Annotated in this window: 28 protein-coding genes; 23 read left to right on the forward strand and 5 right to left on the reverse strand. The window is 53.5% G+C overall.

Going from position 1 to position 26,262, the window contains the following annotated elements:
- The first annotated feature begins 6 nt into the window (after nucleotides 1-6).
- From ACLJRS_RS07890 to csiR, 9 genes are all read left to right on the forward strand, one after another.
- Complete coding sequence (locus tag ACLJRS_RS07890) at nucleotides 7-984, forward strand: Bug family tripartite tricarboxylate transporter substrate binding protein (RefSeq protein WP_000744416.1); 978 nt, start codon at nucleotides 7-9, stop codon at nucleotides 982-984.
- Between the two features lie 11 nt (nucleotides 985-995).
- Nucleotides 996-1,430 carry a tripartite tricarboxylate transporter TctB family protein gene (locus ACLJRS_RS07895; RefSeq protein ID WP_001574835.1) on the forward strand — a complete coding sequence of 145 codons (435 nt, stop codon included), beginning with the start codon at nucleotides 996-998 and terminating at the stop codon, nucleotides 1,428-1,430.
- A gap of 10 nt (nucleotides 1,431-1,440) precedes the next feature.
- Entirely contained in the window at nucleotides 1,441-2,955 is a 1,515-nt protein-coding gene (locus tag ACLJRS_RS07900; RefSeq protein ID WP_000382035.1) for a tripartite tricarboxylate transporter permease, read from the forward strand.
- 303 nt (nucleotides 2,956-3,258) lie between these two features.
- The gene (glaH, locus tag ACLJRS_RS07905; RefSeq protein WP_000993100.1) at nucleotides 3,259-4,236 is read left to right on the forward strand and encodes a glutarate dioxygenase GlaH; all 978 of its coding nucleotides are present in this window, start codon (nucleotides 3,259-3,261) and stop codon (nucleotides 4,234-4,236) included.
- A gap of 25 nt (nucleotides 4,237-4,261) precedes the next feature.
- The gene (gene lhgO / locus ACLJRS_RS07910; protein WP_410957775.1) at nucleotides 4,262-5,530 is read left to right on the forward strand and encodes an L-2-hydroxyglutarate oxidase; all 1,269 of its coding nucleotides are present in this window, start codon (nucleotides 4,262-4,264) and stop codon (nucleotides 5,528-5,530) included.
- Between the two features lie 21 nt (nucleotides 5,531-5,551).
- On the forward strand, nucleotides 5,552-7,000 hold the full coding sequence (gene gabD / locus ACLJRS_RS07915) for an NADP-dependent succinate-semialdehyde dehydrogenase (protein ID WP_001176523.1): 1,449 nt from the start codon (nucleotides 5,552-5,554) through the stop codon (nucleotides 6,998-7,000).
- Nucleotides 7,001-7,014: 14 nt separating this feature from the next.
- A complete protein-coding gene (gabT, locus tag ACLJRS_RS07920; protein ID WP_001095560.1) occupies nucleotides 7,015-8,298 on the forward strand; it encodes a 4-aminobutyrate--2-oxoglutarate transaminase in 1,284 nt (427 codons plus the stop codon).
- 129 nt (nucleotides 8,299-8,427) lie between these two features.
- Nucleotides 8,428-9,828: a GABA permease gene (gene gabP, locus ACLJRS_RS07925; RefSeq protein ID WP_000531282.1), complete on the forward strand. Its 1,401-nt coding sequence runs from the start codon at nucleotides 8,428-8,430 to the stop codon at nucleotides 9,826-9,828.
- 41 nt (nucleotides 9,829-9,869) lie between these two features.
- Complete coding sequence (gene csiR / locus ACLJRS_RS07930; protein ID WP_000126152.1) at nucleotides 9,870-10,547, forward strand: DNA-binding transcriptional regulator CsiR; 678 nt, start codon at nucleotides 9,870-9,872, stop codon at nucleotides 10,545-10,547.
- Nucleotides 10,548-10,568: 21 nt separating this feature from the next.
- Here csiR and lysM read toward each other — a convergent pair whose 3' ends face one another.
- The gene (gene lysM / locus ACLJRS_RS07935; RefSeq protein WP_000522406.1) at nucleotides 10,569-11,018 is read right to left on the reverse strand and encodes a peptidoglycan-binding protein LysM; all 450 of its coding nucleotides are present in this window, start codon (nucleotides 11,016-11,018) and stop codon (nucleotides 10,569-10,571) included.
- 99 nt (nucleotides 11,019-11,117) lie between these two features.
- Nucleotides 11,118-11,276, reverse strand: a complete 159-nt coding sequence (locus ACLJRS_RS07940) for a YqaE/Pmp3 family membrane protein (protein ID WP_000508175.1) — start codon at nucleotides 11,274-11,276, stop codon at nucleotides 11,118-11,120.
- Nucleotides 11,277-11,458: 182 nt separating this feature from the next.
- Between ACLJRS_RS07940 and ACLJRS_RS07945 the strand changes: the two genes are divergently transcribed.
- From ACLJRS_RS07945 to ACLJRS_RS07955, 3 genes are all read left to right on the forward strand, one after another.
- Nucleotides 11,459-11,758: an ArsR/SmtB family transcription factor gene (locus tag ACLJRS_RS07945; protein ID WP_000137432.1), complete on the forward strand. Its 300-nt coding sequence runs from the start codon at nucleotides 11,459-11,461 to the stop codon at nucleotides 11,756-11,758.
- Nucleotides 11,759-11,767: 9 nt separating this feature from the next.
- Nucleotides 11,768-12,295, forward strand: coding sequence for a rhodanese family protein (locus ACLJRS_RS07950; protein WP_000022011.1), 528 nt, complete (start codon nucleotides 11,768-11,770; stop codon nucleotides 12,293-12,295).
- A gap of 78 nt (nucleotides 12,296-12,373) precedes the next feature.
- Nucleotides 12,374-12,553, forward strand: a complete 180-nt coding sequence (locus ACLJRS_RS07955; protein WP_000494942.1) for a hypothetical protein — start codon at nucleotides 12,374-12,376, stop codon at nucleotides 12,551-12,553.
- A gap of 89 nt (nucleotides 12,554-12,642) precedes the next feature.
- Here ACLJRS_RS07955 and stpA read toward each other — a convergent pair whose 3' ends face one another.
- A complete protein-coding gene (stpA, locus tag ACLJRS_RS07960) occupies nucleotides 12,643-13,044 on the reverse strand; it encodes a DNA-binding protein StpA (protein WP_001051100.1) in 402 nt (133 codons plus the stop codon).
- Between the two features lie 698 nt (nucleotides 13,045-13,742).
- Here stpA and alaE point away from each other — a divergent pair.
- A complete protein-coding gene (alaE, locus tag ACLJRS_RS07965) occupies nucleotides 13,743-14,192 on the forward strand; it encodes an L-alanine exporter AlaE (RefSeq protein ID WP_000492669.1) in 450 nt (149 codons plus the stop codon).
- Nucleotides 14,193-14,226: 34 nt separating this feature from the next.
- Here alaE and ACLJRS_RS07970 read toward each other — a convergent pair whose 3' ends face one another.
- Nucleotides 14,227-14,577, reverse strand: coding sequence for a DUF2002 family protein (locus ACLJRS_RS07970; RefSeq protein WP_000281305.1), 351 nt, complete (start codon nucleotides 14,575-14,577; stop codon nucleotides 14,227-14,229).
- A 161-nt stretch (nucleotides 14,578-14,738) separates the two neighbouring features.
- Between ACLJRS_RS07970 and ACLJRS_RS07975 the strand changes: the two genes are divergently transcribed.
- Nucleotides 14,739-15,065 carry a DUF883 domain-containing protein gene (locus tag ACLJRS_RS07975; RefSeq protein WP_001519557.1) on the forward strand — a complete coding sequence of 109 codons (327 nt, stop codon included), beginning with the start codon at nucleotides 14,739-14,741 and terminating at the stop codon, nucleotides 15,063-15,065.
- 83 nt (nucleotides 15,066-15,148) lie between these two features.
- On the opposite strand, the gene ACLJRS_RS07980 is transcribed toward ACLJRS_RS07975, so the two are convergent.
- The gene (locus ACLJRS_RS07980; RefSeq protein ID WP_001138470.1) at nucleotides 15,149-16,483 is read right to left on the reverse strand and encodes a PLP-dependent aminotransferase family protein; all 1,335 of its coding nucleotides are present in this window, start codon (nucleotides 16,481-16,483) and stop codon (nucleotides 15,149-15,151) included.
- Between the two features lie 88 nt (nucleotides 16,484-16,571).
- On the opposite strand from ACLJRS_RS07980, the gene ACLJRS_RS07985 reads away from it, so the two are divergent.
- The 9 genes from ACLJRS_RS07985 to ACLJRS_RS08025 all read left to right on the forward strand — a co-directional run bounded on the left by ACLJRS_RS07985 (nucleotide 16,572) and on the right by ACLJRS_RS08025 (nucleotide 26,042).
- The gene (locus ACLJRS_RS07985; RefSeq protein ID WP_000209815.1) at nucleotides 16,572-17,003 is read left to right on the forward strand and encodes a carboxymuconolactone decarboxylase family protein; all 432 of its coding nucleotides are present in this window, start codon (nucleotides 16,572-16,574) and stop codon (nucleotides 17,001-17,003) included.
- Nucleotides 17,004-17,274: 271 nt separating this feature from the next.
- Nucleotides 17,275-17,520, forward strand: a complete 246-nt coding sequence (gene nrdH / locus ACLJRS_RS07990) for a glutaredoxin-like protein NrdH (protein WP_000028870.1) — start codon at nucleotides 17,275-17,277, stop codon at nucleotides 17,518-17,520.
- Nucleotides 17,517-17,927 (forward strand): class Ib ribonucleoside-diphosphate reductase assembly flavoprotein NrdI, encoded by a 411-nt coding sequence (nrdI, locus tag ACLJRS_RS07995; RefSeq protein ID WP_001275409.1) that lies wholly within the window; start codon nucleotides 17,517-17,519, stop codon nucleotides 17,925-17,927. The genes nrdH and nrdI overlap by 4 nt, the downstream gene beginning before the upstream one ends.
- Nucleotides 17,900-20,044 (forward strand): class 1b ribonucleoside-diphosphate reductase subunit alpha, encoded by a 2,145-nt coding sequence (gene nrdE, locus ACLJRS_RS08000; RefSeq protein WP_000246627.1) that lies wholly within the window; start codon nucleotides 17,900-17,902, stop codon nucleotides 20,042-20,044. The genes nrdI and nrdE overlap by 28 nt, the downstream gene beginning before the upstream one ends.
- 10 nt (nucleotides 20,045-20,054) lie before the next feature.
- Complete coding sequence (gene nrdF / locus ACLJRS_RS08005; RefSeq protein ID WP_000777905.1) at nucleotides 20,055-21,014, forward strand: class 1b ribonucleoside-diphosphate reductase subunit beta; 960 nt, start codon at nucleotides 20,055-20,057, stop codon at nucleotides 21,012-21,014.
- Nucleotides 21,015-21,368: 354 nt separating this feature from the next.
- Nucleotides 21,369-22,571, forward strand: coding sequence for a glycine betaine/L-proline ABC transporter ATP-binding protein ProV (proV, locus tag ACLJRS_RS08010; protein ID WP_000985529.1), 1,203 nt, complete (start codon nucleotides 21,369-21,371; stop codon nucleotides 22,569-22,571).
- Nucleotides 22,564-23,628, forward strand: coding sequence for a glycine betaine/L-proline ABC transporter permease ProW (proW, locus tag ACLJRS_RS08015; protein ID WP_000775015.1), 1,065 nt, complete (start codon nucleotides 22,564-22,566; stop codon nucleotides 23,626-23,628). Before proV ends, proW begins: the two co-directional genes overlap by 8 nt.
- Before the next feature lie 69 nt (nucleotides 23,629-23,697).
- Entirely contained in the window at nucleotides 23,698-24,693 is a 996-nt protein-coding gene (gene proX / locus ACLJRS_RS08020; RefSeq protein ID WP_410957776.1) for a glycine betaine/L-proline ABC transporter substrate-binding protein ProX, read from the forward strand.
- A gap of 164 nt (nucleotides 24,694-24,857) precedes the next feature.
- Nucleotides 24,858-26,042, forward strand: coding sequence for an MFS transporter (locus tag ACLJRS_RS08025; RefSeq protein ID WP_000165769.1), 1,185 nt, complete (start codon nucleotides 24,858-24,860; stop codon nucleotides 26,040-26,042).
- The last annotated feature ends 220 nt before the right edge of the window (nucleotides 26,043-26,262 follow it).

Raw genomic sequence — 26,262 nt, forward strand, 5'->3', positions numbered from 1 at the left:
TAAAAAATGAAAAAACAATTACTTCGTACCCTTACTGCAAGCATTTTATTAATGAGTACCTCTGTTCTGGCGCAGGAGGCGCCGTCGCGAACGGAATGTATCGCGCCAGCCAAACCTGGCGGCGGTTTCGACCTCACCTGTAAGCTGATTCAGGTGAGTTTGCTGGAGACTGGCGCTATCGAGAAACCCATGCGGGTAACGTATATGCCCGGCGGCGTCGGCGCTGTGGCTTATAACGCGATAGTCGCCCAACGCCCTGGCGAACCCGGGACAGTGGTCGCCTTTTCCGGCGGTTCGCTGCTCAACCTGTCGCAGGGGAAATTTGGTCGCTACGGCGTGGATGATGTGCGCTGGCTGGCAAGCGTGGGCACTGATTACGGCATGATCGCCGTGCGTGCGGATTCCCCGTGGAAGACGCTGAAAGATCTGATGACGGCGATGGAAAAAGATCCCAACAGCGTGGTCATTGGCGCTGGCGCCTCTATTGGCAGCCAGGACTGGATGAAGTCGGCGTTGCTGGCGCAAAAGGCGAACGTCGACCCGCACAAGATGCGCTACGTTGCCTTTGAGGGCGGCGGCGAGCCGGTGACGGCATTAATGGGCAACCATGTTCAGGTTGTCTCCGGCGATCTCAGTGAAATGGTGCCTTATCTGGGCGGCGACAAAATCCGCGTGCTGGCCGTCTTTTCAGAAAATCGTCTGCCGGGCCAGCTTGCCAATGTCCCTACCGCTAAAGAACAGGGCTACGACCTGGTGTGGCCGATTATTCGCGGCTTCTACGTCGGGCCCAAAGTCAGCGATGCCGATTACCAGTGGTGGGTGGATACCTTCAAGAAGCTCCAGCAAACCGACGAGTTTAAAAAACAGCGCGATCTGCGCGGCCTGTTTGAGTTCGACATGACCGGCCAGCAGCTCGATGACTACGTGAAAAAACAGGTTACTGATTACCGTGAACAGGCGAAAGCCTTCGGACTCGCGAAATAATCGCGGAGGCAATGATGAGCGATCGTATCTTTGCGGGTATCTGGCTGTTGCTCTGTATCGCCGGGCTATTCATCGCCTGGCAGATCCAAAGCGAATACAGCTATGAACCCGTCGGCCCCCGCCCTTTTCCGCTGGGGATTATCGGCCTGATGGCGCTCTGCGCGCTGGCGCTGTTATTACGCCATCCCGACACGGTGAGCTGGCCGCGCCGCCATGTTCTGCAAAAGCTAATTACCATGATCATCATCCTGTTGATGTATGCCTGGGGATTCGAATGGCTGGGTTTTCCCATCGCCACCGCGCTTCTCACCATGGTTATCGGGATGCTGTTCGGCGCCACGATTCCGGCGGCGGGTATCTCCGGCGCGGTATTGGGCATTCTGCTGTGGTATGCCTTTGACCGGCTGCTTGATGTCACCTTACCTCTCGGCGCCTGGCTGAGTTAACGGAGCAACGATGGATACCTGGATATATCTTTCTCAGGGCTTTGCGGTGGCGATGACGCCGGAAAACCTGGTTATCGCGTTGATTGGCTGCTTCGTGGGCACGATTGTCGGTCTGCTGCCGGGCCTGGGACCGATCAACGGCGTGGCAATCTTACTGCCGCTGGCCTTTGCGTTGCATCTGCCTGCGGAGTCGGCGCTAATTCTGCTGGCGACGGTGTACATTGGGTGTGAGTATGGCGGCAGGATCTCCTCCATATTGCTCAATGTCCCCGGCGATGCGGCGGCGATCATGACGGCGCTGGACGGTTACCCGATGGCGCAGCAAGGGAAAGGCGGCGTAGCGCTGTCGATTTCCGCAGTCAGCTCATTTTTCGGTTCATTAATCGCTATCGGCGGCATCATTCTATTCGCCCCTTTACTGGCGCAATGGTCGCTGGCCTTTGGGCCGGCGGAATATTTCGCCTTAATGGTTTTTGCCATCGCCTGTCTTGGCAGCATGATGGCGCAAAATCCGCTTAAATCATTTCTGGCAGCGCTGATCGGTCTTGGCCTTGCGACCGTCGGCGTGGACGCCAACACCGGGGTTTATCGCTTTACCTTTGACAGCGTTCATCTTTCCGACGGCGTACAGTTTATCGTCGTGGTGATCGGCCTGTTCTCGGTATCAGAAATACTTTTAATGCTGGAACATACCAGCAGCGGGCAAACAATGGTCCGCAAAACGGGTCGAATGTTATTCAACCTGAAAGAAGGCGCGCAGTGTATCGGCACCACCCTGCGTTCTTCGGTAATCGGCTTTTTTGTCGGCGTATTGCCCGGCGCCGGGGCGACCATTGCCAGCGCCATTACCTATATGACCGAGAAAAAACTCAGCGGCAACAGCGATAGCTTCGGCAAAGGGGATATTCGCGGCGTCGCGGCGCCGGAGGCGGCAAACAACGCCTCTGCCTGCGGCTCCTTCATCCCGATGCTGACGCTGGGCGTTCCCGGTTCCGGTACTACGGCAGTGATGATGGGGGCGCTGACGCTGTACAACATCACGCCAGGCCCGGCGATGTTCACCGAACAGCCGGATATCGTCTGGGGACTCATCGCTGCGCTGCTGATTGCGAACGTGATGCTGCTGATCATGAATATCCCGTTGATCGGTCTGTTCACCCGTATGCTCACCATTCCGCTGTGGTTCCTGGTACCCGCCATCGCTGCCGTATCGGCGGTAGGGGTGTATGCGGTACACAGCACCACCTTCGATCTGGTGCTGATGGTCGCGCTCGGCGTGTTAGGGTACATTTTACGTAAAATGCACTTCCCCATGTCACCGCTGATCCTGGGGTTCGTACTGGGGGAAATGCTGGAGCAAAACCTGCGTCGCGCACTCTCCATCAGTAACGGCAATATGGCGATTTTGTGGCAAAGCGGCGTTGCCAAAGCCCTGCTGATCATGGCGATCATGGTCATTGTCGTACCGCCAGTGTTACGTCTGCTCCGTAAACACAGCCGTAAACCGCAGGTTGACGCCGGTTAATTGACTGCTGAAATACGTTGTACTTGTCCGGCCTACGCGCTCATGTGTCAGGCCGGGCAACCCCGCCAGCATCACTTTCCCCATAACGCTCTCATTTTACACCCCTTCTTGCCGTTGTCAGGCTCGTGGCGCCGTTAACCTCACCCTTTGCATTGTTAAATATTTGTTGTTTTTGATCACAATAATTAAACAAAAGCGGTTGTTTCATACGCGTTCCTGGAAAATGTCGATATTTTTAATTTATGGCTACGAAATGAGCATCGCCATGTCTCCCTGACCATCTTACCGAGAGGAATGATTCTGATGAATGCACTGACTGCCGTAAAAGCGAACACAGATGATTTAGCCCAACGCCATACTGGTTTCACCCTTGCCCCTTCGGCGCAGTCGCCGCGCCTGCTGGCGTTAACGTTTACGGCGGATACCACAAGACAATTTCTCCATCAGGTTGCGCAATGGCCGGTGCAGGCGCTGGAATACAAATCTTTCTTACGTTTCAAAATCGGCAAGATCCTCGACGATCTGTGCGGCAATCAGCTACAACCGCTGTTGATCAAAACGCTCCTCAACCGTGCACAAGGCGCGCTGTTGATCAGCGCCGAAGGGATCGATGATGTCGCACAGGCAGAAGAGATGGTCAAACTGGCGACGGCGGTGGCGCATCTTATTGGTCGCTCCAACTACGATGCGATGAGCGGCCAGTATTACGCGCGTTTCGTGGTCAAAAACGTCGACAACTCCGACAGTTATCTGCGCCAGCCCCACCGCGTAATGGAACTGCACAATGACGGTACCTATGTTGAGGAGGTGACCGACTACGTGCTGATGATGAAAATCGACGAACAAAATATGGAAGGCGGTAACTCGCTGCTGCTGCACCTTGATGACTGGGAACATCTGGAGTCGTTTTTTACCCATCCGCTGGCGCGTCGCGTCATGCGCTGGGCGGCGCCGCCAAGCAAGAATGTTAGCCATGACGTCTGGCACCCGGTGTTTGATGTCGACCAACAAGGCCGCCCGGTCATGCGTTATATCGACCAGTTCGTCCAGCCAAAAGACTTTGAAGAAGGCGTCTGGCTCAGCGAGCTTTCAGACGCGCTGGAAACCAGTCAAAACATCCTCTCCGTACCGGTACCGGTCGGCAAATTCCTGTTGATTAACAATCTGTTCTGGCTACATGGACGCGATCGTTTTACGCCGCATCCTGACTTGCGTCGCGAACTGATGCGCCAGCGAGGTTACTTCGCCTACGCCGCCAGCCATTATCAAACTCACCAATAAGCGCCACGGCGAAGGAATTACGCGGATGTATGATTTTGTGATTATCGGCGGCGGCATTATCGGCATGTCGACCGCCATGCAACTTATTGATGTCTACCCGGATGCGCGCATCGCATTGCTGGAAAAAGAGTCCGCGCCAGCCTGCCACCAGACCGGGCATAACAGCGGCGTGATCCATGCCGGGGTGTACTACACGCCCGGCAGCCTCAAAGCGCGGTTTTGTCTGGCGGGCAATCAGGCGACCAAAACCTTTTGCGATCAAAACAACATCTGCTACGACACCTGCGGCAAAATGTTGGTCGCCACCTCGGAGCTGGAAATGGCGCGGATGCGCGCGCTCTGGGAGCGGACGGCGGCCAACGGCTTAGAGCGCGAGTGGTTAAGCGCGGCGGAGCTGCGTGAACGCGAACCCAATATCATTGGCCTGGGCGGAATTTTTGTCCCTTCCAGCGGGATTGTCAGCTATCGCGATGTCGCGACGGCCATGGCGAACCGCTTTCAGGCCAAAGGCGGCGAGCTCATCTACCATGCCGAGGTCAGCGCGCTAACAGAACATGCCGCTGGCGTTATCATTCGCACCTCGCAAGGTCGGGAAATCGAAACCGCTACGCTTATCGGCTGTGCAGGACTGATGGCGGATCGGCTGGTCAAAATGCTGGGCGTGGAGCCCGGTTTTATTATCTGCCCTTTCCGCGGCGAGTACTTTCGTCTGGCCCCGCGACACAACCGGATCGTTAACCATTTGATCTACCCGATCCCCGATCCGGCAATGCCGTTTCTCGGCGTCCATCTTACCCGCATGATCGACGGCAGCGTTACGGTCGGGCCGAATGCGGTGCTGGCGCTTAAACGCGAAGGCTACCGTAAGCGCGACGTTTCCTTCACCGACACCCTGGAGATTTTCCGCTCCGCCGGCATTCGCCGCGTACTGCAAAACCATCTGCTTTCCGGACTGGGCGAGATGAAAAACTCGCTGTGCAAAAGCGGCTATTTGCGGCGAGTACAAAAGTATTGCCCCAGCCTGACCGTCAACGATCTCCAGCCCTGGCCGGCAGGCGTGCGGGCGCAGGCGGTTTCACCGGACGGCAAACTGATTGATGATTTTCTGTTTGTCACGACGCCGCGTTCCATTCACACCTGTAACGCCCCCTCCCCGGCGGCGACATCCGCGATACCTATCGGCGCGCATATCGTCAGCAAAGTTCAGGCGCTACGCGAAAGCCAGAGCAACCCCGGACGTGCGCTGCGTGCGGCACGCAGCGTGGACGCACTACACGCCGCATTTACCCGTTAACCCTTCAGACAGGAAGCAATTATGCAACTTAACGACTCTACCCTGTTCCGTCAGCAGGCCTTTATCGATGGTGACTGGCGCGACGCGCGCGGCGGCGATGTCATCCCCGTTAGCAACCCCGCCAACGGGAAACCGCTCGGCAATGTGCCAAAAATGGGGGCGGAAGAGACGCGCGACGCCATCGACGCCGCCAATCGCGCCCTGCCCGCCTGGCGCGCGCTCACCGCCAAAGAGCGAGCCAATATCCTGCGTCGCTGGTTCAATCTGATGATGGAACATCAGGACGATTTGGCGCGTCTGATGACGCTGGAACAGGGTAAACCGCTGGCGGAAGCGAAAGGCGAAATTAGCTACGCCGCCTCGTTTATTGAATGGTTCGCCGAAGAGGGGAAGCGTATCTATGGCGACACGATTCCAGGTCATCAGGCCGATAAACGGCTGCTGGTGATTAAACAGCCCATCGGCGTCACCGCCGCGATTACCCCGTGGAACTTTCCCTCAGCAATGATCACCCGTAAAGCCGGCCCCGCGCTGGCCGCAGGCTGCACGATGGTACTCAAACCCGCCAGCCAGACGCCGTTTTCCGCGCTGGCGCTGGCGGAACTGGCCCGGCGCGCCGGAATTCCCGCAGGCGTATTTAACGTCGTTACCGGTTCGGCTGGCGATATCGGCGGCGAGCTGACCAGCAACCCGCTGGTACGCAAACTGTCGTTTACCGGCTCGACGGAGATTGGCCGCCAGCTAATGGAACAATGCGCCAAAGACATTAAAAAAGTATCGCTGGAGTTGGGCGGCAATGCGCCGTTTATCGTCTTTGACGATGCCGATCTGGATAAAGCCGTTGAGGGTGCGCTGGCTTCGAAGTTTCGCAACGCCGGGCAGACCTGTGTCTGCGCCAATAGATTGTATGTTCAGGACGGCGTTTACGATCGTTTTGCGGAAAAACTCAACCAGGCGGTAAATAAGCTCGCGGTCGGCGACGGTCTGCAAGCCGACGTTGCTATCGGACCGCTGATTGATGAAAAAGCCGTGGCGAAAGTCCAGGAGCATATCGCCGATGCGCTGGAAAAAGGCGCCCGCGTCATTACGGGTGGTGAAGCGCACAAATTGGGCGGCAACTTCTTTCAACCGACCATTCTGGCGGATGTTCCTGATAACGCGAAAGTCGCCAAAGAAGAGACATTCGGGCCGCTCGCGCCTCTGTTCCGCTTCAGCGACGAGGCGGATGTCATCAGGCAGGCTAACGATACCGAGTTCGGCCTGGCAGCCTATTTTTATGCACGCGATTTAAGCCGCGTTTTCCGCGTCGGCGAAGCGCTGGAATACGGCATCGTCGGTATTAATACCGGCATTATCTCCAACGAAGTCGCGCCTTTCGGCGGCATTAAGGCCTCCGGATTAGGCCGTGAAGGTTCCAAATACGGCATCGAAGATTATTTAGAAATCAAATATATGTGCATCGGCCTTTAACAGGAGAGTCGCTAATGAATACCAATAACGCTTTAATGCAGCGCCGTCATAACGCCGTTCCTCGCGGCGTGGGCCAGATTCACCCAATTTTCGCCGAGCGGGCGGAAAATTGTCGGGTCTGGGATGTCGAAGGCCGTGAGTATCTCGATTTCGCGGGCGGCATTGCCGTCCTGAACACCGGTCATTTACATCCGGGCATTGTTTCAGCGGTCGAAGCGCAGTTGAAGAAATTGTCGCATACCTGTTTTCAGGTGCTGGCCTATGAACCGTACCTGGCGTTGTGCGAACGCATGAACCAGAAGGTACCGGGCGATTTCGCCAAAAAAACGTTGCTGGTCACGACCGGTTCAGAAGCGGTTGAAAACGCGGTGAAAATCGCCCGCGCGGCGACAAAACGCAGCGGCGCTATCGCGTTTAGCGGCGCTTACCACGGTCGTACCCACTACACGCTCTCTCTGACCGGGAAAGTACACCCGTACTCTGCTGGTATGGGATTGATGCCAGGCCATGTCTACCGCGCGCTTTATCCTTGCCCGCTACACAACATCAGCGACGACGACGCGATCGCCAGCATTGAACGCATCTTTAAAAATGATGCCGCGCCGGAAGATATCGCCGCCATTATTATTGAGCCGGTACAGGGCGAAGGCGGATTTTACGCCGCCTCTCCCGCGTTTATGCAGCGACTGCGCGCGCTATGCGACCAACACGGCATTATGTTGATTGCCGACGAAGTGCAAAGCGGCGCGGGCCGGACCGGTACGCTGTTCGCCATGGAACAGATGGGCGTTGCGGCAGATATTACCACGTTTGCGAAATCGATCGCCGGCGGCTTTCCGCTGGCAGGCGTTACCGGCCGGGCAGACGTGATGGACGCTATCGCGCCGGGCGGTCTGGGCGGCACCTATGCCGGAAACCCGATTGCCTGCGCCGCCGCGCTGGCGGTACTGGACATTTTCGAGCAGGAAAATCTACTGCAAAAGGCAAATACGCTTGGCAACACGCTGCGCGATGGCCTGATGGAGATAGCGGAAACGCACCGTGAGATTGGCGACGTGCGCGGACTGGGCGCCATGATCGCCATTGAGTTGTTCGAAAATGGCGACCCCGGCAAACCGAACGCGACTCTGACCGCCGACATTGTGGCCCGCGCCCGCGAGAAAGGGTTAATTCTGCTCTCCTGCGGTCCTTACTACAACATCTTGCGCATCCTCGTTCCACTCACTATTGAGGCCTTGCAGATTCGGCAAGGCCTGGAGATTATCGCCCAGTGCTTTGATGAGGCGAAACAAGCGTAATGTCCAATAAGCAGCGTCGGGTGGCGACGTAACTGTCTTATCCGGCCTACAAAAACCGTTTCGATTGTAGGCCGAATAAGCCAGGCGCCATCCGGTAAACGAGCGCAATAACAATAAAGAGGTTTTAGGATGGGGCAATTGTCAGAATCACATGCATTAGGGGGCGGGCTGAAATCACGCCACGTCACCATGTTATCGATCGCCGGCGTCATCGGCGCCAGCCTGTTTGTCGGTTCCAGCGTGGCGATTGCGGAGGCCGGCCCTGCGGTACTGCTGGCCTATCTGTTCGCAGGACTTTTAGTCGTCATGATTATGCGAATGCTGGCTGAAATGGCCGTCGCCACACCGGATACCGGATCTTTTTCCACCTATGCGGATAAAGCGATCGGCCCCTGGGCCGGGTATACCATCGGCTGGTTATACTGGTGGTTTTGGGTGCTGGTTATTCCGCTGGAGGCCAATATTGCCGCCATTATTCTGAATTCATGGATACCGGGTATTCCGGTATGGCTATTTTCATTAGTGATTACGCTTGCCTTAACCGGAAGCAATTTATTGAGCGTCAAAAATTACGGCGAGTTCGAATTCTGGCTGGCGCTATGTAAAGTGATTGCTATCCTGGCGTTTATCGCGCTGGGCGCGACGGCGATTAGCGGTTTTTATCCGTATGCCGAGGTAAGCGGTATCTCCCGGCTCTGGGATCACGGCGGTTTTATGCCTAACGGCTTCGGCGCGGTGTTAAGCGCCATGTTGATCACCATGTTCTCTTTTATGGGCGCGGAAATCGTCACTATTGCTGCCGCGGAATCCGATACGCCGGATAAACATATCGTACGCGCCACCAATTCTGTTATCTGGCGAATTTCCATCTTTTACCTGTGTTCCATTTTTGTGGTGGTGGCGCTGATCCCGTGGAATATGCCGGGTCTGAAAAGCGTAGGTTCGTACCGTTCGGTACTGGAGCTGCTTCATATTCCGCACGCAAAATTCATTATGGACTGCGTGATTTTGTTGTCGGTGACCAGTTGTCTGAACTCCGCATTATATACCGCGTCCCGGATGCTCTATTCCCTTAGCCGCCGCGGCGATGCGCCTGCGATAATGGGAAAAACTAACCGTAGCAAAACGCCCTGGGTGGCGGTTCTCCTCTCTACCGGCGCGGCGTTTTTAACCGTTATCGTCAATTATTACGCCCCGGCAAAAGTGTTTAAATTTCTTATCGACAGTTCCGGCGCCATCGCGCTGCTGGTCTATCTGGTGATTGCGATTTCGCAATTGCGGATGCGTAAAATTCTGCTGGCACAGGGCGGAGAAATTAAGTTGAAAATGTGGCTTTATCCGTGGCTCACCTGGCTGGTTATCGGCTTTATCTGCTTTGTTCTGGTGGTGATGCTATTTCGACCGGCACAGCAACTGGAAGTCATTTCGACGGGGCTGTTAGGGCTGGGCATAATAGGTACTGTCCCCATTATGTCTCGCTGGAAAAAACTGATAAGGTGGCAAAAAGCCCCCCTGCAAAACCTACGTTAGTTATTCCCGGCGTCAGCCGGGAAGCTTCTCAGGAGTAAAAGATGACCGCCCTTTCCCAACCGACGGCCATAGATGGCTATCGCTGGCTTAAAAATGACATTATTCGCGGCACTTATCAGCCGGATGAGAAACTGCGGATGAGTTTATTAACCGCCCGCTATGCGCTCGGCGTAGGGCCGCTGCGCGAGGCGCTGTCACAACTGGTGGCGGAACGGCTGGTCACCGTGGTGAATCAAAAAGGCTATCGCGTGGCATCCATGTCAGAGGCGGAACTCCTCGATATTTTTGACGCGCGCGCCAATATGGAAGCGATGCTGGTGCGCCTGGCGATTGAACGCGGCGATGATGCGTGGGAGGCGGAGATCCTGGCGCGAGCGCATATGCTCAGTAAACTGGAAGCCAGCGATGCCAGTGAACATATGCTCGATGAATGGGATCAGCGCCACCAGGCGTTCCATTCCGCCATTGTCGCCGGGTGCGGCTCCCACTATCTGCTACAGATGCGCGAACGCTTATTTGACCTGGCGGCCCGCTACCGCTTTATTTGGTTACGTGAAACCGTTCTGTCCGTCGAGATGCTGGAAGATAAACATATCCAGCATCACACGCTAACCGAAGCGATACTGGCGCGCGAGGCGGCACGCGCCAGCGAATTAATGCGTCAGCATTTGCTGACGCCGATTCCCATTATTCGCCAGGCGATGGCAGGGAAAATGTAGCCTGGCGCGACCTGATAGCCATTATTCTTCAGGAATACGCAACACTTGTCCCGGATATATTTTTTCCGGGCTTTTCAGCATCGGTTTATTTGCCTCGAAAATTTTATTATACAGATTGGCGTTACCATACACTTGCTTTGAAATAGCGCTCAGGGTGTCGCCCGATTTTACGGTATAAAACTGACTTTCAGCCGCTGGCGTCGTGGTTTTAACCTGATCGTCAACGCTGCTAATCCCGGCGATATTCCCCACGGCAACCAGAATTTTTTCTTTTGCCTCCTGACTCAGCCCATCCCCCGTCACTGTCGCTTTTCCATCCGCAATTTGCACATTCACTTTGTCAGCGTCGGGTATTCCCGTTTTATTTAAATGTTCCTGGACTTTTTTCGCCTGATCGTCCTTATCATGGTTAGCGGTTACCGCGTCCCAGAGTTTTTCACCTGCATCTTTTACAAAATTGAAAAGTCCCATATTCACCTCGCTTGTCAAAAATACACACAAAGAAAAGTGTAGCAGAGGGAATGAGGTTATCCTGATAAGCGGCGCTTATGCGCCGCCGGTGGCCGGTAATTAATGACGCATCTGAACCCAAAATGCGTGGATAAGCCCCGGAATATATCCGAGTAATGTCAGCAGGATATTAAGGATAAATGCCCAACCGAACCCTTTTCCTAAAAGTACGCCGAGCGGAGGCAAAATAATCGTAAATACAATTCTCCAGAAACCCATATACACTCCATACAAGCAAAATTAGTCATTGTTTAAAAAGAGATTTTATCTCTAAGCATAGTCAGTTTACCTGAGCCTGCCAGTCGCGCGCCGCGCTTTTACCCTCCTTTACGCTTTTTACGCTGGCATCAGGTTGATATTTATTTTAGAATTAACTAAATTTAGAAAATACTTAAATAACTATGACAGAGCTTGAACAACTTCAGGCCAGCGCAGAACAGGCGGCGGCCCTGCTCAAAGCGATGAGCCACCCAAAAAGATTACTGATTTTATGTATGCTTTGCGGTTCGCCAAAAACCAGCGCAGGCGAACTGGCGCGCATTACCGGGCTAAGCCCCTCCGCGACGTCGCAACATCTGGCTCGGATGCGGGAAGAAGGGCTGATTGATAGTCAACGCGATGCCCAGCGCATTCACTATTTCATTAAAAATGAGGCGGTTAATACGATTATCGCCACGTTAAAGAATCTCTATTGTCCATAAGGAGGCACGATGTCCATTGGGATAGTTTCCCCCCGTGAGGCGCAAGCGCTGATAGCGCAAGGCGCGAAACTGATTGATGTACGCGACGCCGACGAATATCTGCGCGAGCATATTCCACATGCGCAACTGGCGCCGCTTTCCCGGCTTGAACAGGGCGATTTGCCCGCCAACCTGCGAGCGGAACAGATTATTTTTCACTGTCAGTCAGGTAAACGAACCAGCAGCAATGCAGCAAAACTACAGGCCATTGCCGCCCCAGCTCAGGTCAGTCTACTGGAAGGCGGTATCGACGGATGGAAAGCGGCAGGATTGCCCGTCACAGAAGACAAATCGCAACCGTTGCCACTGATGCGTCAGGTGCAAATCGCCGCCGGCGGGTTGACGTTGCTTGGGGTGATTCTGGGCTATACGGTCCACGGCGGCTTTTTCCTCATTAGCGGTTTTGTCGGGGCCGGGTTAATGCTGGCAGGCATGACCGGCTTCTGCGGAATGGCGAGACTACTGGAAAAAATGCCCTGGAATACCCGTACTCATTAAGCGGTACCTTCACCGCGCGTCGGTAGGTGTGTAGTAGACTGAAGGCGGGTTTATACCATTGTTCAACAGGAGAGCGTGATGTTCACACCAGGCGATATCGTACAGCCCCGAATGGGTGGGCCGAAACTGAAAGTGATTGAAGTCAACGAGGATCATATTGTCGCGGTACAGGTCGGTAATGAGCCGGGCGAAAAATTGATCCTCAAAGCGGCAGATGTCACCCCCTATTGCGAAGAGGGCGATTTTGGCGTGTGCTGATTTATCAAAATGAGCATGGCGCAACGTTCCCTGAGTCCCGGTTAATAGAGACAGGAAACGAAGCGCCATCTGTTAAAAGCTATCCGTGATTAGATTAAGAAATCATCCAGAGATTTCCCCGCCGCCAGCGCCTGGGCAATCGGTTTAGGCGTACGACCTTGTCCGGTCCAGGTTTTTTCTTCGCCATTGAAATCAGTAAAACGATATTTTGCCGGACGCGGCTGGCGCTTTTTAGCAGAACGCGGCATTGCTGAATCCATGGCAAATAACTCTTCCGGGTTAATACCGTCTGCTTTCATCAGCTCCAGAAAGGCATTAATTTTCTCCTGCTTCTCGGCAAGCTGGCGTTGCTGCAATTCTTCTTCTTCGCGTCTTTCTTTAGTGACAACCCTGAATTTTTCGAGCATTTCTTCAAGAACGTCAATGGAGAATTCGCGAGCCATAGCGCGCAGCGTGCGGATATTATTTAAGTTCTGTAACATCAAATTCATATCAATAAAAACCTTTTAACGCAGAAAACAAAAAACTATTACAGGCGGTATTGTATGCGATTGTTGATTATATTTCCAGATCCTAAAGTTCATACAGATATACACAGCATAACTCGATTAATTATATTAATCTGTTAACCAGAAGGTTATATTCATTACCCCCTGCGTGTTTCAGGTTATTCTGCCTACGGTATATCTGTAGGTTTCCCGTTTGGCTGTTTATAGCGTATTGCGTATCTCAGTAACCGCGGTGACCCTCACGGTGGCTGACCTTATACAGAAGTGAATATTTCAGCACAATAAGAGATTAACCATTCAAAAATCATCATCAGAGCTTTATGCTAAAAATCAGCCTGCAATAGCTATAATTATGCTGAGAAAAGTAGAGCGCGTGCCGTTAGCCGAGAATACATCGCATCTGACAACATTTGGAATGTGGCTGAAAATCGCCAGAAAAACAATGCATTATAATGCATTGATTTAAAAGTAATTAATGACTAACAACAACGAAAATCTCGCCGCGAGCAAAAAACACACAATCACAGAGTATTTTATCGACAAAAAGCCTATAAATAAAAATATTACACTAGTTGATAGTTATTATATAGGGATATACTCTATGCAAAGACAAAAGTGCTTTATGATTTCACTACCAACCATCACCTCATTCTGATCGATACGCTACAAGGAGCATTAACATGTTCTCTCCACAGTCACGCTTGCGTCATGCCGTAGCAGACACGTTTGCGATGGTTGTTTACTGTTCTGTTGTGAACATGTTGATCGAGATATTCCTCTCCGGAATGAGCTTTGAGCAGTCGCTTTCTTCCAGGCTGGTGGCGATACCTGTCAACATTTTGATTGCATGGCCATACGGCGTTTACCGCGATCTGATTATGCGCGTCGCGCGTAAGGCAAGCCCGGCGGGATGGGCCAAAAACCTGGCGGATGTATTGGCTTATGTCACCTTTCAGTCACCCGTTTATATTATCATCTTGCTGACCGTCGGTGCCGGCTGGCATCAGATAGTGGCCGCCGTGAGTTCAAACATTGTTGTTTCAATGTTAATGGGCGCGGTTTATGGCTACTTCCTGGATTATTGTCGCCGCCTGTTTAAAGTGAGCAGCTATCATCAGGCTAAGGCGTAAGTTAGCGTCGCGACTGGCATTGCCAGTCGCGCTTTTAGTCGGTTTTTTCGTCGCCAAAAAGCCCATTCAGATAACGTTCTAACGCTATTCGGGAGCTAAAGCCGTGGGGAATACCGTAATGTTCGTGGGTCTCGCCGCCTAAATAGAGCGGAAAATTTTGATAGTGATCGCAGGTTTTAATATCCGAAGCTGGGTCAGCCAGTGATGAGCTACGGTCTTTTAATCTGGGGTGAATGATCAGCGCGGTACGCCCCATACGCGCCTCGCGGTTAACATAAACATAATTTTCGCCGCGTCGATAACCATACGTCTTATTCGTCACCACATCGACGGTAAACCCTGCCTTTTCCAGTACCCGCGCCACCTCGTCAGGTCGTAAATACATATTTTATCCTCATTCTCTTTTACTGCGGGCTTACCTTACCCGATAGCGCGTTATCAACGCTTTCAGAAAAGTCCAGAAACGCATGATATCGCCGTAACAAGCCTCAGCAGGTAAAAATATGAACTACACTGAAAGCTACATCGAAATCAATGGAGGATCATATGCTTAACAAACCGAACCGAAACGACGTCGATGATGGTGTTCAGGATATTCAGAATGATGTCAATCGATTAGCCGACAGTCTGGAAGATGTCCTTAAATCCTGGGGAAGCGATGCGAAAGACGAAGCCGAGGCTGCGCGACGTAAAGCACAGGCGTTGCTGAAAGAGACCCGGGCGCGGATGCAGGGACGTACTCGCGTAAAACAAGCCGCCTGTGATGCGATGGGGTGCGCGGATACGTTTGTGCGTGAAAAACCCTGGTGTAGCGTAGGAACCGCCGCAGCGGTAGGGATTTTTATCGGGGCGCTGCTTAGCCTGCGTCGCTAACGACGTGCGCTGCCGGATGGCGACATACTTTATTGGGCCTGCATCATTGCCGCAGGCCCAGGTCGCGCCATTCGGCGAAACGGTTACTGTATCGCCTGTCGAAGCTGCCACGCGACCTGTTTCGCCATGCCAGCGGAAGTAATATTGGTAAACGACAGTAAAATGCCCCCCTTTCCTGATGAAACCACTCGCCAACGGCTTAGCGCCTGTACCGCCAGTCCGGCCTGATTCGCTTTTGCTACCTGCGCTTTATCATCGCCTTCAACCTCAATAACCAATTGAATACCGCCTTTCTGTAATGTCACGACAAATCCCTGTTCTGCCAGCGCCTCTTCAATCCATAACCGTCGCTGAGCATAATGTTGACGCATCTTTTTCAGATGCCGCCAGAAATGGCCATCACGGATAAAATCAGCCAGCGTGTGCTGCCATAACAACGGTACGCTACAGGGCATCAGCGACACCTGCTGGCGGAAATGCTCAATCTGCTTTATCGGCACCACCAGCCAGGCGGTACGTAATGCCGGAAAGAGCGACTTACTGAACGTTCCGGCGTAAATCACTCGCTGCGGGGCATCCAGACTCTTGAGTGGCGGAAGCGGTTTACCGTGATAACGAAATTCGCTGTCGTAGTCATCTTCAATAATCCAGGCCTGCACATTCGCCGCCCATGCCAGAAGTTGCCGTCGGCGAGTTAACGACAGCGCCACCCCCAACGGACTTTGGTGGGCGGGCGTCACCAATGCAAAGCGCCCCTGCGGGCAATCCCGCATCCCCGCCGCGACATTCAGCCCATCGGCATCGACCGGAATCGGCGCCAGCGTAATCCCCTCCTGCGTTATCACCGGGCGAATTAACGGAAAACCGGGATCTTCCACCCACATGCTGTCTCCCGGCACAGACAATGTACGCAGGATTAGCCGCATAGAATCCGCATATCCGGAGGTAATAAATACCTGTTCCGGCAGGCATTCAATGCTACGCGAAACCCGCAGGTAATCGACTATCGCCTGGCGCAAAATCGCCTCGCCGCAGACGTCGCCTAATGCCAGATCGAAGCGCGTCTGCGTGCGCAACCGACGCCCCATCACTCGCGCCCACTTCTCGCGTGGAAAGAGATCCAGCGCCGGTAACCCCATCTGAAAGGGTTTCGGTTCCGGACTTTCTCCGGCAAAAACAGCGGGTATCGGCGGCGCCGTCTCAAACCGTAGAGCGTTGCTCACAAACGTGCCTGCCTGACCACGTCGCTCCAGCCAGCCCTGCGCCACCAGCTCGCCATAGGCATTTTCCACCGTGGCGCGAGAAACGCCCAGTTCCTGCGCCCACGTCCGGCTGGAAGGCAAGCGCGTTCCGGGCGCGAGTTCTCCTTGCTCAATGGCCGTTTTTAACTGACGAGCGATGTGCTGATAGCGCGGCATATGGTCTGCTTTTTCTGTAAAAATATGGCTCTCTTTTACAGACCATTATAGTGCTACAGTGCTCGTCATCAACACGAGGAGAAACATGATGACGACGTTACGCCAACCCTATTATGAACTGAGCCCGGAGGTTTACAGCGCTCTGGTGCAGGCGAAAAACGCGCTGGAAAAGAGCACGCTTGACCCCACGCTGATGGAGCTGATTTACCTGCGTGTTTCGCAAATAAATGGTTGTGCATTTTGCCTGGAGATGCACAGTAAAGCGCTGCGTAAGGCTGGCGTAAATCAAGCTAAATTAGATGCGCTGGCAGGATGGCGGGTAAGCCACCATTTCAGCGAGCAAGAGTGCGCGGCGTTAGCCTGGGCGGAATCGGTGACGCACATTGCTGAGACCCACGCCGAAGATAATGTTTACCTGCCGCTGCTCGATCATTTCAGCGCGCGTGAAATCAGCGATCTGACCTTCGCCATCGGTTTAATGAACTGCTTTAACCGTCTGGCGATCGGTATGCGAATGTGACGCATTGTTGCCGGATGGCGCGGATGCCAGCCAACTCTGTTATGCGTCAACCTGCAGGCCGGATCGGGCGTTCACGCCGCCATCCGGCAAAAATTAGCCATACCGCCCCTACCCCGCTGCGTTCATCAGCGGCGTTAAAATCAATCGAAAATTCCCATATCTTGTATGGTTGAATCTTAATTCAACTACATCTAGTATTTCCTGTATCAACACACGACAATCCGACGCGTTTCATCGCGCCGTTTTCTCATTTTAAATGGAAATACGAATCATGAGCATTACTATTTACACTCGCAATAACTGTGTTCAGTGCCACGCCACAAAGCGGGCGATGGAAAGCCGTGGATTTGAATTTGAGATGGTGAACGTCGATCTGGTGCCGGATGCAGCGGATACGCTCCGGGCGCAAGGGTTTCGTCAATTACCGGTGGTGATGGCGGGCGATTTGAGCTGGTCTGGCTTCCGTCCGGACATGATTAACCGTCTGCACCCGACACCCCACGCGGCAAACGCATGAGCGCGCTCGTCTACTTCTCCAGCAGCTCTGAAAATACGCACCGTTTTATGCAGCGTCTGGGGCTGCCCGCCACGCGTATTCCGCTCAATGAGCGGGAGCGAATTCGGGTAGACGAACCGTACATTCTGGTTGTGCCGTCATACGGCGGCGGCGGGATGGCCGGTGCGGTGCCGCGACAGGTGATCCGCTTTTTAAATGATGAACACAACCGGGCGCGCATTCGCGGCGTCATTGCCTCCGGTAATCGCAATTTCGGCGATGCCTGGGGATGCGCTGGCGATGTGATAGCACAAAAATGCGGCGTACCCTGGCTGTACCGCTTTGAGCTCATGGGCACACAACGCGACATCGATAACGTCCGAAAAGGAGTAAATGAATTTTGGCAACAACTACCCCGGAGCGCGTAATGCAGGAAACCATGGATTACCACGCCCTGAACGCGATGCTGAATCTTTATGATAAAGCAGGCCATATTCAGTTCGACAGGGACCAGCAGGCGATCGACGCCTTCTTTGCCGCCCACGTCTGCCCGCATTCCGTGACGTTTGCCAGCCAGCATGAACGTCTGGAGACGCTGGTTCGGGAAGGGTATTACGATGACGCTGTCCTCGCGCGTTACGACCGCGCCTTCGTCCTCCGCCTGTTCGAGCACGCCCACGCCAGCGGCTTTCGCTTCCAGACGTTTCTTGGCGCCTGGAAGTTCTATACCAGTTACACGCTGAAAACCTTCGACGGCAAACGTTATCTGGAACACTTTGAAGATCGGGTGACAATGGTGGCGTTGACGCTGGCGCAGGGTGACGAAACGCTGGCCACCCAACTGACCGATGAAATGCTTTCTGGTCGCTTTCAGCCCGCTACCCCGACTTTTTTAAATTGCGGTAAACAGCAGCGTGGGGAACTGGTCTCCTGCTTCCTGCTCCGTATCGAAGACAATATGGAATCGATCGGGCGAGCGGTGAATTCGGCGCTGCAACTCTCCAAACGCGGCGGCGGCGTCGCATTTTTACTCTCCAATCTGCGCGAGGCGGGCGCGCCGATCAAACGCATTGAGAATCAGTCTTCCGGCGTAATCCCGGTGATGAAAATGCTGGAAGACGCGTTTTCGTATGCCAACCAGCTTGGCGCGCGCCAGGGGGCCGGCGCGGTTTATCTCCATGCGCACCACCCGGACATTCTGCGTTTTCTGGATACCAAACGAGAAAACGCTGACGAAAAAATCCGGATCAAAACGCTCTCTCTCGGCGTGGTGATCCCGGACATCACCTTCCGGCTGGCGAAAGAAAACGCGCAAATGGCGCTCTTTTCGCCCTATGACATACAACGACGCTACGGCAAACCGTTTGGCGATATCGCCATTAGCGAACGGTACGATGAATTAATTGCCGATCCGCACGTGCGCAAAACCTATATTAACGCCCGTGACTTTTTTCAAACACTGGCGGAGATTCAGTTCGAATCCGGGTATCCCTACATCATGTTTGAAGATACGGTAAACCGCGCGAATCCTATTGCTGGTCGCATTAATATGAGCAACCTGTGCTCGGAAATTTTACAGGTCAATAGCGCCTCTCGTTACGACGATAACCTTGACTATACCCACATCGGGCATGACATTTCCTGCAATCTCGGCTCGCTGAATATCGCTCACGTCATGGATTCACCGGACATTGGTCGTACCGTAGAAACCGCTATTCGCGGCCTGACGGCGGTGTCGGACATGAGCCATATACGCAGCGTACCCTCAATAGCCGCCGGTAATGCCGCCTCTCATGCCATCGGTCTGGGCCAGATGAATCTGCATGGCTATCTGGCGAGAGAAGGCATTGCCTACGGTTCGCCGGAGGCGTTGGATTTCACCAATCTCTATTTTTACACCATTACCTGGCATGCCGTGCATACTTCAATGCGGCTGGCCCGCGAACGCGGCAAAACCTTCGCCGGATTTGCGCAGTCGCGCTATGCCAGCGGCGACTATTTTACGCAGTATTTACAGGACGACTGGCAACCGAAAACGGCGAAAGTCAGAACGCTATTTGCCCGCAGCGGCATTACGCTGCCCACACGAGAAATGTGGCTAAAGCTGCGCGACGATGTGATGCGCTATGGCATCTATAACCAAAATTTGCAGGCGGTGCCGCCGACCGGTTCGATTTCTTACATTAATCATGCGACCTCCAGCATTCATCCGATTGTGGCCAAAATTGAGATTCGCAAAGAGGGCAAAACCGGGCGTGTGTATTACCCCGCGCCGTTTATGACCAATGAAAACCTGGACATGTATCAGGATGCTTACGATATCGGTCCGGAAAAAATTATTGATACCTATGCCGAGGCCACGCGCCACGTCGATCAAGGACTGTCGCTCACCCTGTTTTTCCCCGATACCGCCACGACCCGCGATATCAACAAAGCGCAGATCTATGCCTGGCGAAAAGGTATTAAGTCACTGTATTACATCCGGCTTCGCCAGTTGGCGCTGGAAGGTACTGAAATTGAAGGCTGCGTATCCTGCGCGCTATAAGGAAAGCCATATGAAATTATCTCGTATTAGCGCCATCAACTGGAACAAGATCCAGGACGACAAAGATCTGGAGGTATGGAACCGGCTGACCAGTAACTTCTGGCTGCCGGAAAAAGTGCCGTTATCGAATGATATTCCGGCCTGGCAGACGCTGAGCGCCGCCGAACAGCAGCTCACCATTCGCGTGTTTACGGGTCTTACGCTGCTCGACACTATCCAGAACATCGCAGGCGCGCCGTCGTTAATGGCAGATGCCATCACGCCGCATGAAGAGGCAGTATTGTCGAACATCAGCTTTATGGAAGCGGTACACGCCCGCTCTTACAGTTCTATTTTTTCCACGCTGTGCCAGACGAAAGAGGTTGATGCCGCCTACGCCTGGAGCGAAGAAAACCCGCCGCTTCAGCGTAAGGCGCAGATTATTTTGGCTCATTACGTCAGCGATGAACCGCTAAAGAAAAAGATTGCCAGCGTCTTTTTAGAGTCTTTTCTGTTCTATTCCGGCTTCTGGCTGCCGATGTATTTCTCCAGCCGCGGTAAGCTCACGAACACTGCCGACCTGATTCGTTTAATCATTCGCGATGAAGCGGTTCACGGTTATTATATTGGCTATAAGTATCAGATAGCGCTACAAAAACTATCGGCAATCGAGCGTGAAGAGTTAAAGCTTTTCGCGCTGAATTTATTGATGGAACTGTACGACAACGAAATCCGCTACACAGAAGCGTTATATGCGGAAACCGGCTGGGTTAACGACGTCAAAGCCTTCTTGTGCTACAACGCCAATAAAGCCTTAATGAACCTGGGTTATGAGGCGTTATTTCCGCCGGAGATGGCAGACGTGAATCCCGCAATCCTTGCCGCGCTCTCGCCGAATGCCGACGAAAACCATGATTTCTTTTCCGGCTCAGGTTCATCTTATGTGATGGGGAAAACAGTCGAAACCGAAGACGAAGACTGGAATTTTTAACCTTGCGGGCATGGGAAATAACGTTACATTTTCCATGCCTTTATTTCAAGCAATACCGGGTTAAATCGCGCAAATATTACAACATGTCCTACACTCAATACGAGTGACATTATTCACCTGGATTCCTCCAATTCAGGTGGATTTTTGCTGGTTGTTCCAAAAAATATCTCTTCCTCCCCATTCGCGTTCAGCCCTTATATCATGGGAAATCACAGCCGATAGCACCTCGCAATATTCATGCCAGAAGCAAATTCAGGGTTGTCTCAGATTCTGAGTATGTTAGGGTAGAAAAAGGTAACTATTTCTATCAGGTAACATATCGACATAAGTAAATAACAGGAATCATTCTATTGCATGGCAATTAAATTAGAAGTGAAGAATCTGTATAAAATATTTGGAGAGCATCCGCAGCGTGCCTTCAAATATATTGAAAAGGGACTATCGAAAGAGCAAATACTGGAAAAAACGGGGCTATCGCTTGGCGTTAAAGACGCCAGTCTGGCCATTGAAGAAGGCGAGATATTTGTCATCATGGGATTATCCGGCTCGGGTAAATCCACAATGGTACGCCTTCTCAATCGCCTGATTGAACCCACCCGCGGACAGGTACTGATTGACGGCGTTGATATTGCCAAAATATCAGACGCTGAGCTTCGCGAGGTGCGCAGGAAAAAGATTGCGATGGTCTTCCAGTCATTTGCGCTCATGCCACATATGACCGTGCTGGATAATACGGCATTCGGTATGGAATTAGCGGGCATCGCGGCGCAAGAGCGTCGCGAAAAAGCGCTGGACGCCTTGCGTCAGGTGGGGCTTGAGAATTACGCTCATGCCTATCCGGATGAACTTTCCGGTGGGATGCGTCAGCGTGTTGGACTTGCCCGCGCGCTGGCAATCAACCCTGATATCTTATTAATGGATGAAGCGTTTTCCGCCCTCGATCCATTAATTCGTACCGAAATGCAGGATGAGCTGGTGAAATTACAGGCGAAACATCAGCGCACCATTGTCTTTATTTCCCACGATCTTGATGAGGCTATGCGTATTGGCGACAGGATTGCCATTATGCAAAATGGCGAGGTCGTACAGGTTGGTACGCCGGATGAGATCCTGAATAATCCGGCAAATGATTATGTCCGCACGTTCTTCCGTGGCGTGGATATTAGTCAGGTCTTTAGCGCCAAAGATATTGCCCGTCGCAGTCCGGTCGGATTAATTCGTAAAACGCCAGGTTTTGGTCCCCGTTCGGCACTGAAATTATTACAGGATGAAGACCGTGAATATGGTTACGTCATTGAGCGTGGCAATAAATTCGTGGGCGTCGTGTCCATCGACTCATTAAAAGCGGCATTAAGCCAGGCGCAAGGGATTGAAGCGGCGCTTATCGACGACCCTTTAGTCGTTGATGCGCAAACCCCACTCAGCGAGTTGCTCTCTCACGTCGGCCAGGCGCCCTGCGCGGTGCCGGTTGTCGATGAAGAACACCAGTATGTTGGCATTATTTCAAAACGTATGTTGCTACAGGCTTTAGATCGCGAGGGGGGTAACAATGGCTGATCAAACGAATCCGTGGGATACCGCACAGGTGGCCGATACTACGACGCAAACGGCTGATGCCTGGGGAACACCGGCAGGCGTAGCCACGGACGGCGGCAGTACCGACTGGTTGAACAGCGCGCCCGCGCCAGCCCCTGAACACTTTTCTCTTCTGGACCCGTTCCATAAGACGCTTATCCCGCTGGATAGCTGGGTCACAGAGGGAATCGACTGGGTCGTCACCCATTTCCGTCCCCTTTTTCAGGGGATTCGTGTGCCGGTGGATTACATCCTTAACGGCTTTCAGCAACTGCTGCTGGGAATGCCCGCCCCTGTGGCGATTATTCTCTTTGCGCTGATTGCCTGGCAGGTTTCCGGTGTGGGCATGGGGATCGCGGCGCTGATATCGCTGATCGCCATCGGCGCGATCGGCGCCTGGTCGCAGGCGATGATTACCCTGGCGCTGGTGCTGACCGCCCTGTTGTTCTGCGTCGTGATCGGATTACCGATGGGAATCTGGCTGGCGCGCAGCCCGCGCGCGGCCAAAATAGTTCGTCCGCTGCTGGATGCGATGCAGACCACGCCCGCGTTTGTCTATCTGGTGCCGATTGTCATGTTATTCGGCATCGGTAACGTGCCGGGCGTGGTGGTGACGATTATTTTTGCTCTACCGCCGATTATACGCCTGACGATCCTGGGCATTAACCAGGTGCCTGCCGACTTAATTGAAGCGTCGCGCTCGTTCGGCGCCAGCCCGCGCCAAATGTTGTTCAAAGTGCAACTACCGCTGGCGATGCCCACCATTATGGCAGGCGTTAATCAGACGCTGATGCTGGCTCTCTCAATGGTCGTCATCGCCTCGATGATTGCGGTCGGTGGGCTTGGCCAGATGGTACTACGCGGCATTGGTCGTCTTGATATGGGGCTGGCAACCGTCGGCGGCGTCGGCATTGTGATTCTCGCCATCATTCTGGACCGTCTGACGCAGGCCGTCGGGCGCGATTCGCGTAGCCGCGGTAACCGTCGCTGGTATACCACCGGTCCTGTTGGGCTAATCACCCGCCCTTTCGTTAAGTAACTCTCCTGACGCCCGGTGACGCTACGCTTACCGGGCTTACAACTCCCTACCATAATTAAAGGAACAACGATGCGACATACTGTGATATTTGCCTCAGCGTTTGCCACCCTTGTCACCGCCAGCGCTTTCGCTGCCGACCTGCCTGGCAAAGGCATTACCGTTCAACCTATCCAAAGCACGATTTCTGAAGAGTCCTTCCAGACGTTACTGGTCAGCCGGGCGCTGGAAAAGTTGGGTTATACCGTAAATAAGCCGAGTGAAGTCGATTACAACGTAGGCTACACCTCCATCGCCTCTGGCGATGCGACGTTTACCGCCGTGAACTGGCAGCCGCTGCATGATGATATGTATGCCGCAGCAGGCGGAGACAAAAAATTTTACCGCGAGGGCGTCTTCGTCTCCGGCGCTGCGCAGGGCTATCTGATCGATAAAAAAACCACCGAGCAGTACAACATCACCAATATCGCTCAGCTAAAAGATCCGAAAATCGCCAAAATCTTCGACACCAATGGCGACGGAAAAGCGGACATGATGGGCTGCTCGCCGGGCTGGGGCTGCGAAGCCGTGATCAATCACCAGAATAAAGCGTTTGATCTGCAAAAAACCGTTGAGGTCAGCCACGGTAACTATGCGGCGATGATGGCTGATACCATTACCCGTTTTAAAGAAGGCAAGCCGGTGCTGTATTACACCTGGACCCCGTACTGGGTGAGCGACGTAATGAAGCCGGGTAAAGATGTCGTCTGGCTACAGGTGCCGTTCTCCTCCCTGCCGAGCGAACAGAAAAATATTGATACTAAACTGCCGAACGGCGCGAACTATGGGTTCCCGGTTAATACTATGCATATTGTCGCCAATAAGGCATGGGCGGAGAAAAACCCGGCGGCGGCGAAACTGTTCGCCATCATGAAGCTGCCGCTGGCGGATATCAACGCGCAGAACGCCATGATGCATGCCGGTAAATCGTCTGAAGCCGATGTTCAGGGCCACGTAGACGGCTGGATCAACGCCCACCAGCAGCAGTTTGACGGCTGGGTGAAAGAAGCGCTGGCCGCGCAGAAATAATATCGTTTTTTATGCCGGATAAGGCGCAGTTCATGCGCCGCTATCCGGCCTATTCAATCTCTCCTCAAAGCGCACGATTCATCACGTCACCGTTCCCCTTTATTCATCAACATCCGCTATGATTGTTTTCCCAGGAAATAATTATCTGAATCACGATTACCATAATGACGAAACCCACTCATGGGCTTAGCCCGGCGCTGATCGTTTTAATGTCTGTGGCCACGGGGCTGGCGGTCGCCAGCAACTACTACGCCCAGCCGCTGCTTGATACCATCGCGCATCACTTTTCGCTTTCCGCCAGCTCCGCAGGGTTTATCGTTACCGCCGCGCAGTTGGGCTATGCCGCTGGCCTGTTGTTTCTGGTGCCGCTCGGCGACATGTTTGAACGCCGAACGCTGATTGTCTCCATGACGTTGCTGGCGGCTGGCGGAATGCTGATCACCGCCAGCAGTCAGTCGCTTAGCATGATGATACTCGGAACGGCCTTAACCGGACTGTTCTCCGTGGTGGCGCAGATTCTGGTTCCGCTGGCCGCCACACTTGCGACGCCCGCCACCCGCGGTAAAGTGGTCGGCACCATTATGAGCGGCCTGTTGCTGGGGATCCTGCTGGCGCGAACGGTCGCCGGACTGCTGGCAAACCTCGGCGGTTGGCGCACCGTATTTTGGGTAGCGTCGGCGCTGATGGCGCTGATGGCCGTCGCGTTATGGCGCGGACTGCCAAAGCTCAAATCCGACACCCATCTTAACTACCCGCAACTGTTGGGTTCTGTATTCAGCCTGTTTATTCACGATAAGCTGCTGCGTACCCGCGCTCTGCTGGGCTGTCTGACCTTTGCTAATTTCAGCATCCTCTGGACATCAATGGCCTTTTTGCTCGCCGCGCCGCCGTTTAGCTACTCCGAGGGGATGATTGGCCTGTTTGGCCTGGCGGGGGCCGCCGGCGCTTTAGGCGCGCGTCCGGCTGGCGGATTTGCCGATAAAGGTAAATCTCACCTCACCACCACGTTCGGCTTACTGCTGCTGTTACTCTCCTGGCTGGCTATCTGGCTTGGGCACACCTCGGTACTGGCGCTGATTATTGGCATTCTGGTACTGGACCTCACCGTTCAGGGGGTACATATCACCAATCAGACGGTCATCTATCGTTTGCATCCGGATGCGCGTAACCGGCTCACCGCCGGCTATATGACCAGCTACTTTATCGGTGGCGCCGCGGGGTCGCTGATTTCCGCCTCCGCCTGGCAACATGCCGGCTGGGCCGGCGTTTGTCTGGCGGGTGTCACGGTAGCCTTACTTAATTTACTGGTCTGGTGGCGAGGTTTTCACCGACAGGAAGCCGTAAATTAAGCGGATAGTGAGCGTTTACCTTTGTTTAAGCTCCTTAGGGTGTTAAGGAGCTCCCCAGTCTGTTAAGGTTATGCTATTCATTTATCATGGTTATTTTTATACCGGTGAAGAATAATATAATTCTATGGAAAGCCCTGCATCCCCATCTGCTCCCAGGCCAATAGCGCCCGTTCAAGGATTCGAAGGTCGTTCACCGATAGCTATCCGTGATATTCCGGTG

Origin of the sequence: Salmonella sp. SAL00670 (genome assembly GCF_046552235.1) — a bacterium.
GTDB lineage: Bacteria > Pseudomonadota > Gammaproteobacteria > Enterobacterales > Enterobacteriaceae > Salmonella > Salmonella enterica.

Coding starts and splice junctions, on each gene's coding strand:
- ACLJRS_RS07890 (WP_000744416.1), top strand. CDS start 7: ATGAAAAAACAATTACTTCGTACCCTTACTGCAAGCATTTTATTAATG.
- ACLJRS_RS07895 (WP_001574835.1), top strand. CDS start 996: ATGATGAGCGATCGTATCTTTGCGGGTATCTGGCTGTTGCTCTGTATC.
- ACLJRS_RS07900 (WP_000382035.1), top strand. CDS start 1,441: ATGGATACCTGGATATATCTTTCTCAGGGCTTTGCGGTGGCGATGACG.
- glaH (WP_000993100.1), top strand. CDS start 3,259: ATGAATGCACTGACTGCCGTAAAAGCGAACACAGATGATTTAGCCCAA.
- lhgO (WP_410957775.1), top strand. CDS start 4,262: ATGTATGATTTTGTGATTATCGGCGGCGGCATTATCGGCATGTCGACC.
- gabD (WP_001176523.1), top strand. CDS start 5,552: ATGCAACTTAACGACTCTACCCTGTTCCGTCAGCAGGCCTTTATCGAT.
- gabT (WP_001095560.1), top strand. CDS start 7,015: ATGAATACCAATAACGCTTTAATGCAGCGCCGTCATAACGCCGTTCCT.
- gabP (WP_000531282.1), top strand. CDS start 8,428: ATGGGGCAATTGTCAGAATCACATGCATTAGGGGGCGGGCTGAAATCA.
- csiR (WP_000126152.1), top strand. CDS start 9,870: ATGACCGCCCTTTCCCAACCGACGGCCATAGATGGCTATCGCTGGCTT.
- lysM (WP_000522406.1), bottom strand. CDS start 11,018: ATGGGACTTTTCAATTTTGTAAAAGATGCAGGTGAAAAACTCTGGGAC.
- ACLJRS_RS07940 (WP_000508175.1), bottom strand. CDS start 11,276: ATGGGTTTCTGGAGAATTGTATTTACGATTATTTTGCCTCCGCTCGGC.
- ACLJRS_RS07945 (WP_000137432.1), top strand. CDS start 11,459: ATGACAGAGCTTGAACAACTTCAGGCCAGCGCAGAACAGGCGGCGGCC.
- ACLJRS_RS07950 (WP_000022011.1), top strand. CDS start 11,768: ATGTCCATTGGGATAGTTTCCCCCCGTGAGGCGCAAGCGCTGATAGCG.
- ACLJRS_RS07955 (WP_000494942.1), top strand. CDS start 12,374: ATGTTCACACCAGGCGATATCGTACAGCCCCGAATGGGTGGGCCGAAA.
- stpA (WP_001051100.1), bottom strand. CDS start 13,044: ATGAATTTGATGTTACAGAACTTAAATAATATCCGCACGCTGCGCGCT.
- alaE (WP_000492669.1), top strand. CDS start 13,743: ATGTTCTCTCCACAGTCACGCTTGCGTCATGCCGTAGCAGACACGTTT.
- ACLJRS_RS07970 (WP_000281305.1), bottom strand. CDS start 14,577: ATGTATTTACGACCTGACGAGGTGGCGCGGGTACTGGAAAAGGCAGGG.
- ACLJRS_RS07975 (WP_001519557.1), top strand. CDS start 14,739: ATGCTTAACAAACCGAACCGAAACGACGTCGATGATGGTGTTCAGGAT.
- ACLJRS_RS07980 (WP_001138470.1), bottom strand. CDS start 16,483: ATGCCGCGCTATCAGCACATCGCTCGTCAGTTAAAAACGGCCATTGAG.
- ACLJRS_RS07985 (WP_000209815.1), top strand. CDS start 16,572: ATGACGACGTTACGCCAACCCTATTATGAACTGAGCCCGGAGGTTTAC.
- nrdH (WP_000028870.1), top strand. CDS start 17,275: ATGAGCATTACTATTTACACTCGCAATAACTGTGTTCAGTGCCACGCC.
- nrdI (WP_001275409.1), top strand. CDS start 17,517: ATGAGCGCGCTCGTCTACTTCTCCAGCAGCTCTGAAAATACGCACCGT.
- nrdF (WP_000777905.1), top strand. CDS start 20,055: ATGAAATTATCTCGTATTAGCGCCATCAACTGGAACAAGATCCAGGAC.
- proV (WP_000985529.1), top strand. CDS start 21,369: ATGGCAATTAAATTAGAAGTGAAGAATCTGTATAAAATATTTGGAGAG.
- proW (WP_000775015.1), top strand. CDS start 22,564: ATGGCTGATCAAACGAATCCGTGGGATACCGCACAGGTGGCCGATACT.
- proX (WP_410957776.1), top strand. CDS start 23,698: ATGCGACATACTGTGATATTTGCCTCAGCGTTTGCCACCCTTGTCACC.
- ACLJRS_RS08025 (WP_000165769.1), top strand. CDS start 24,858: ATGACGAAACCCACTCATGGGCTTAGCCCGGCGCTGATCGTTTTAATG.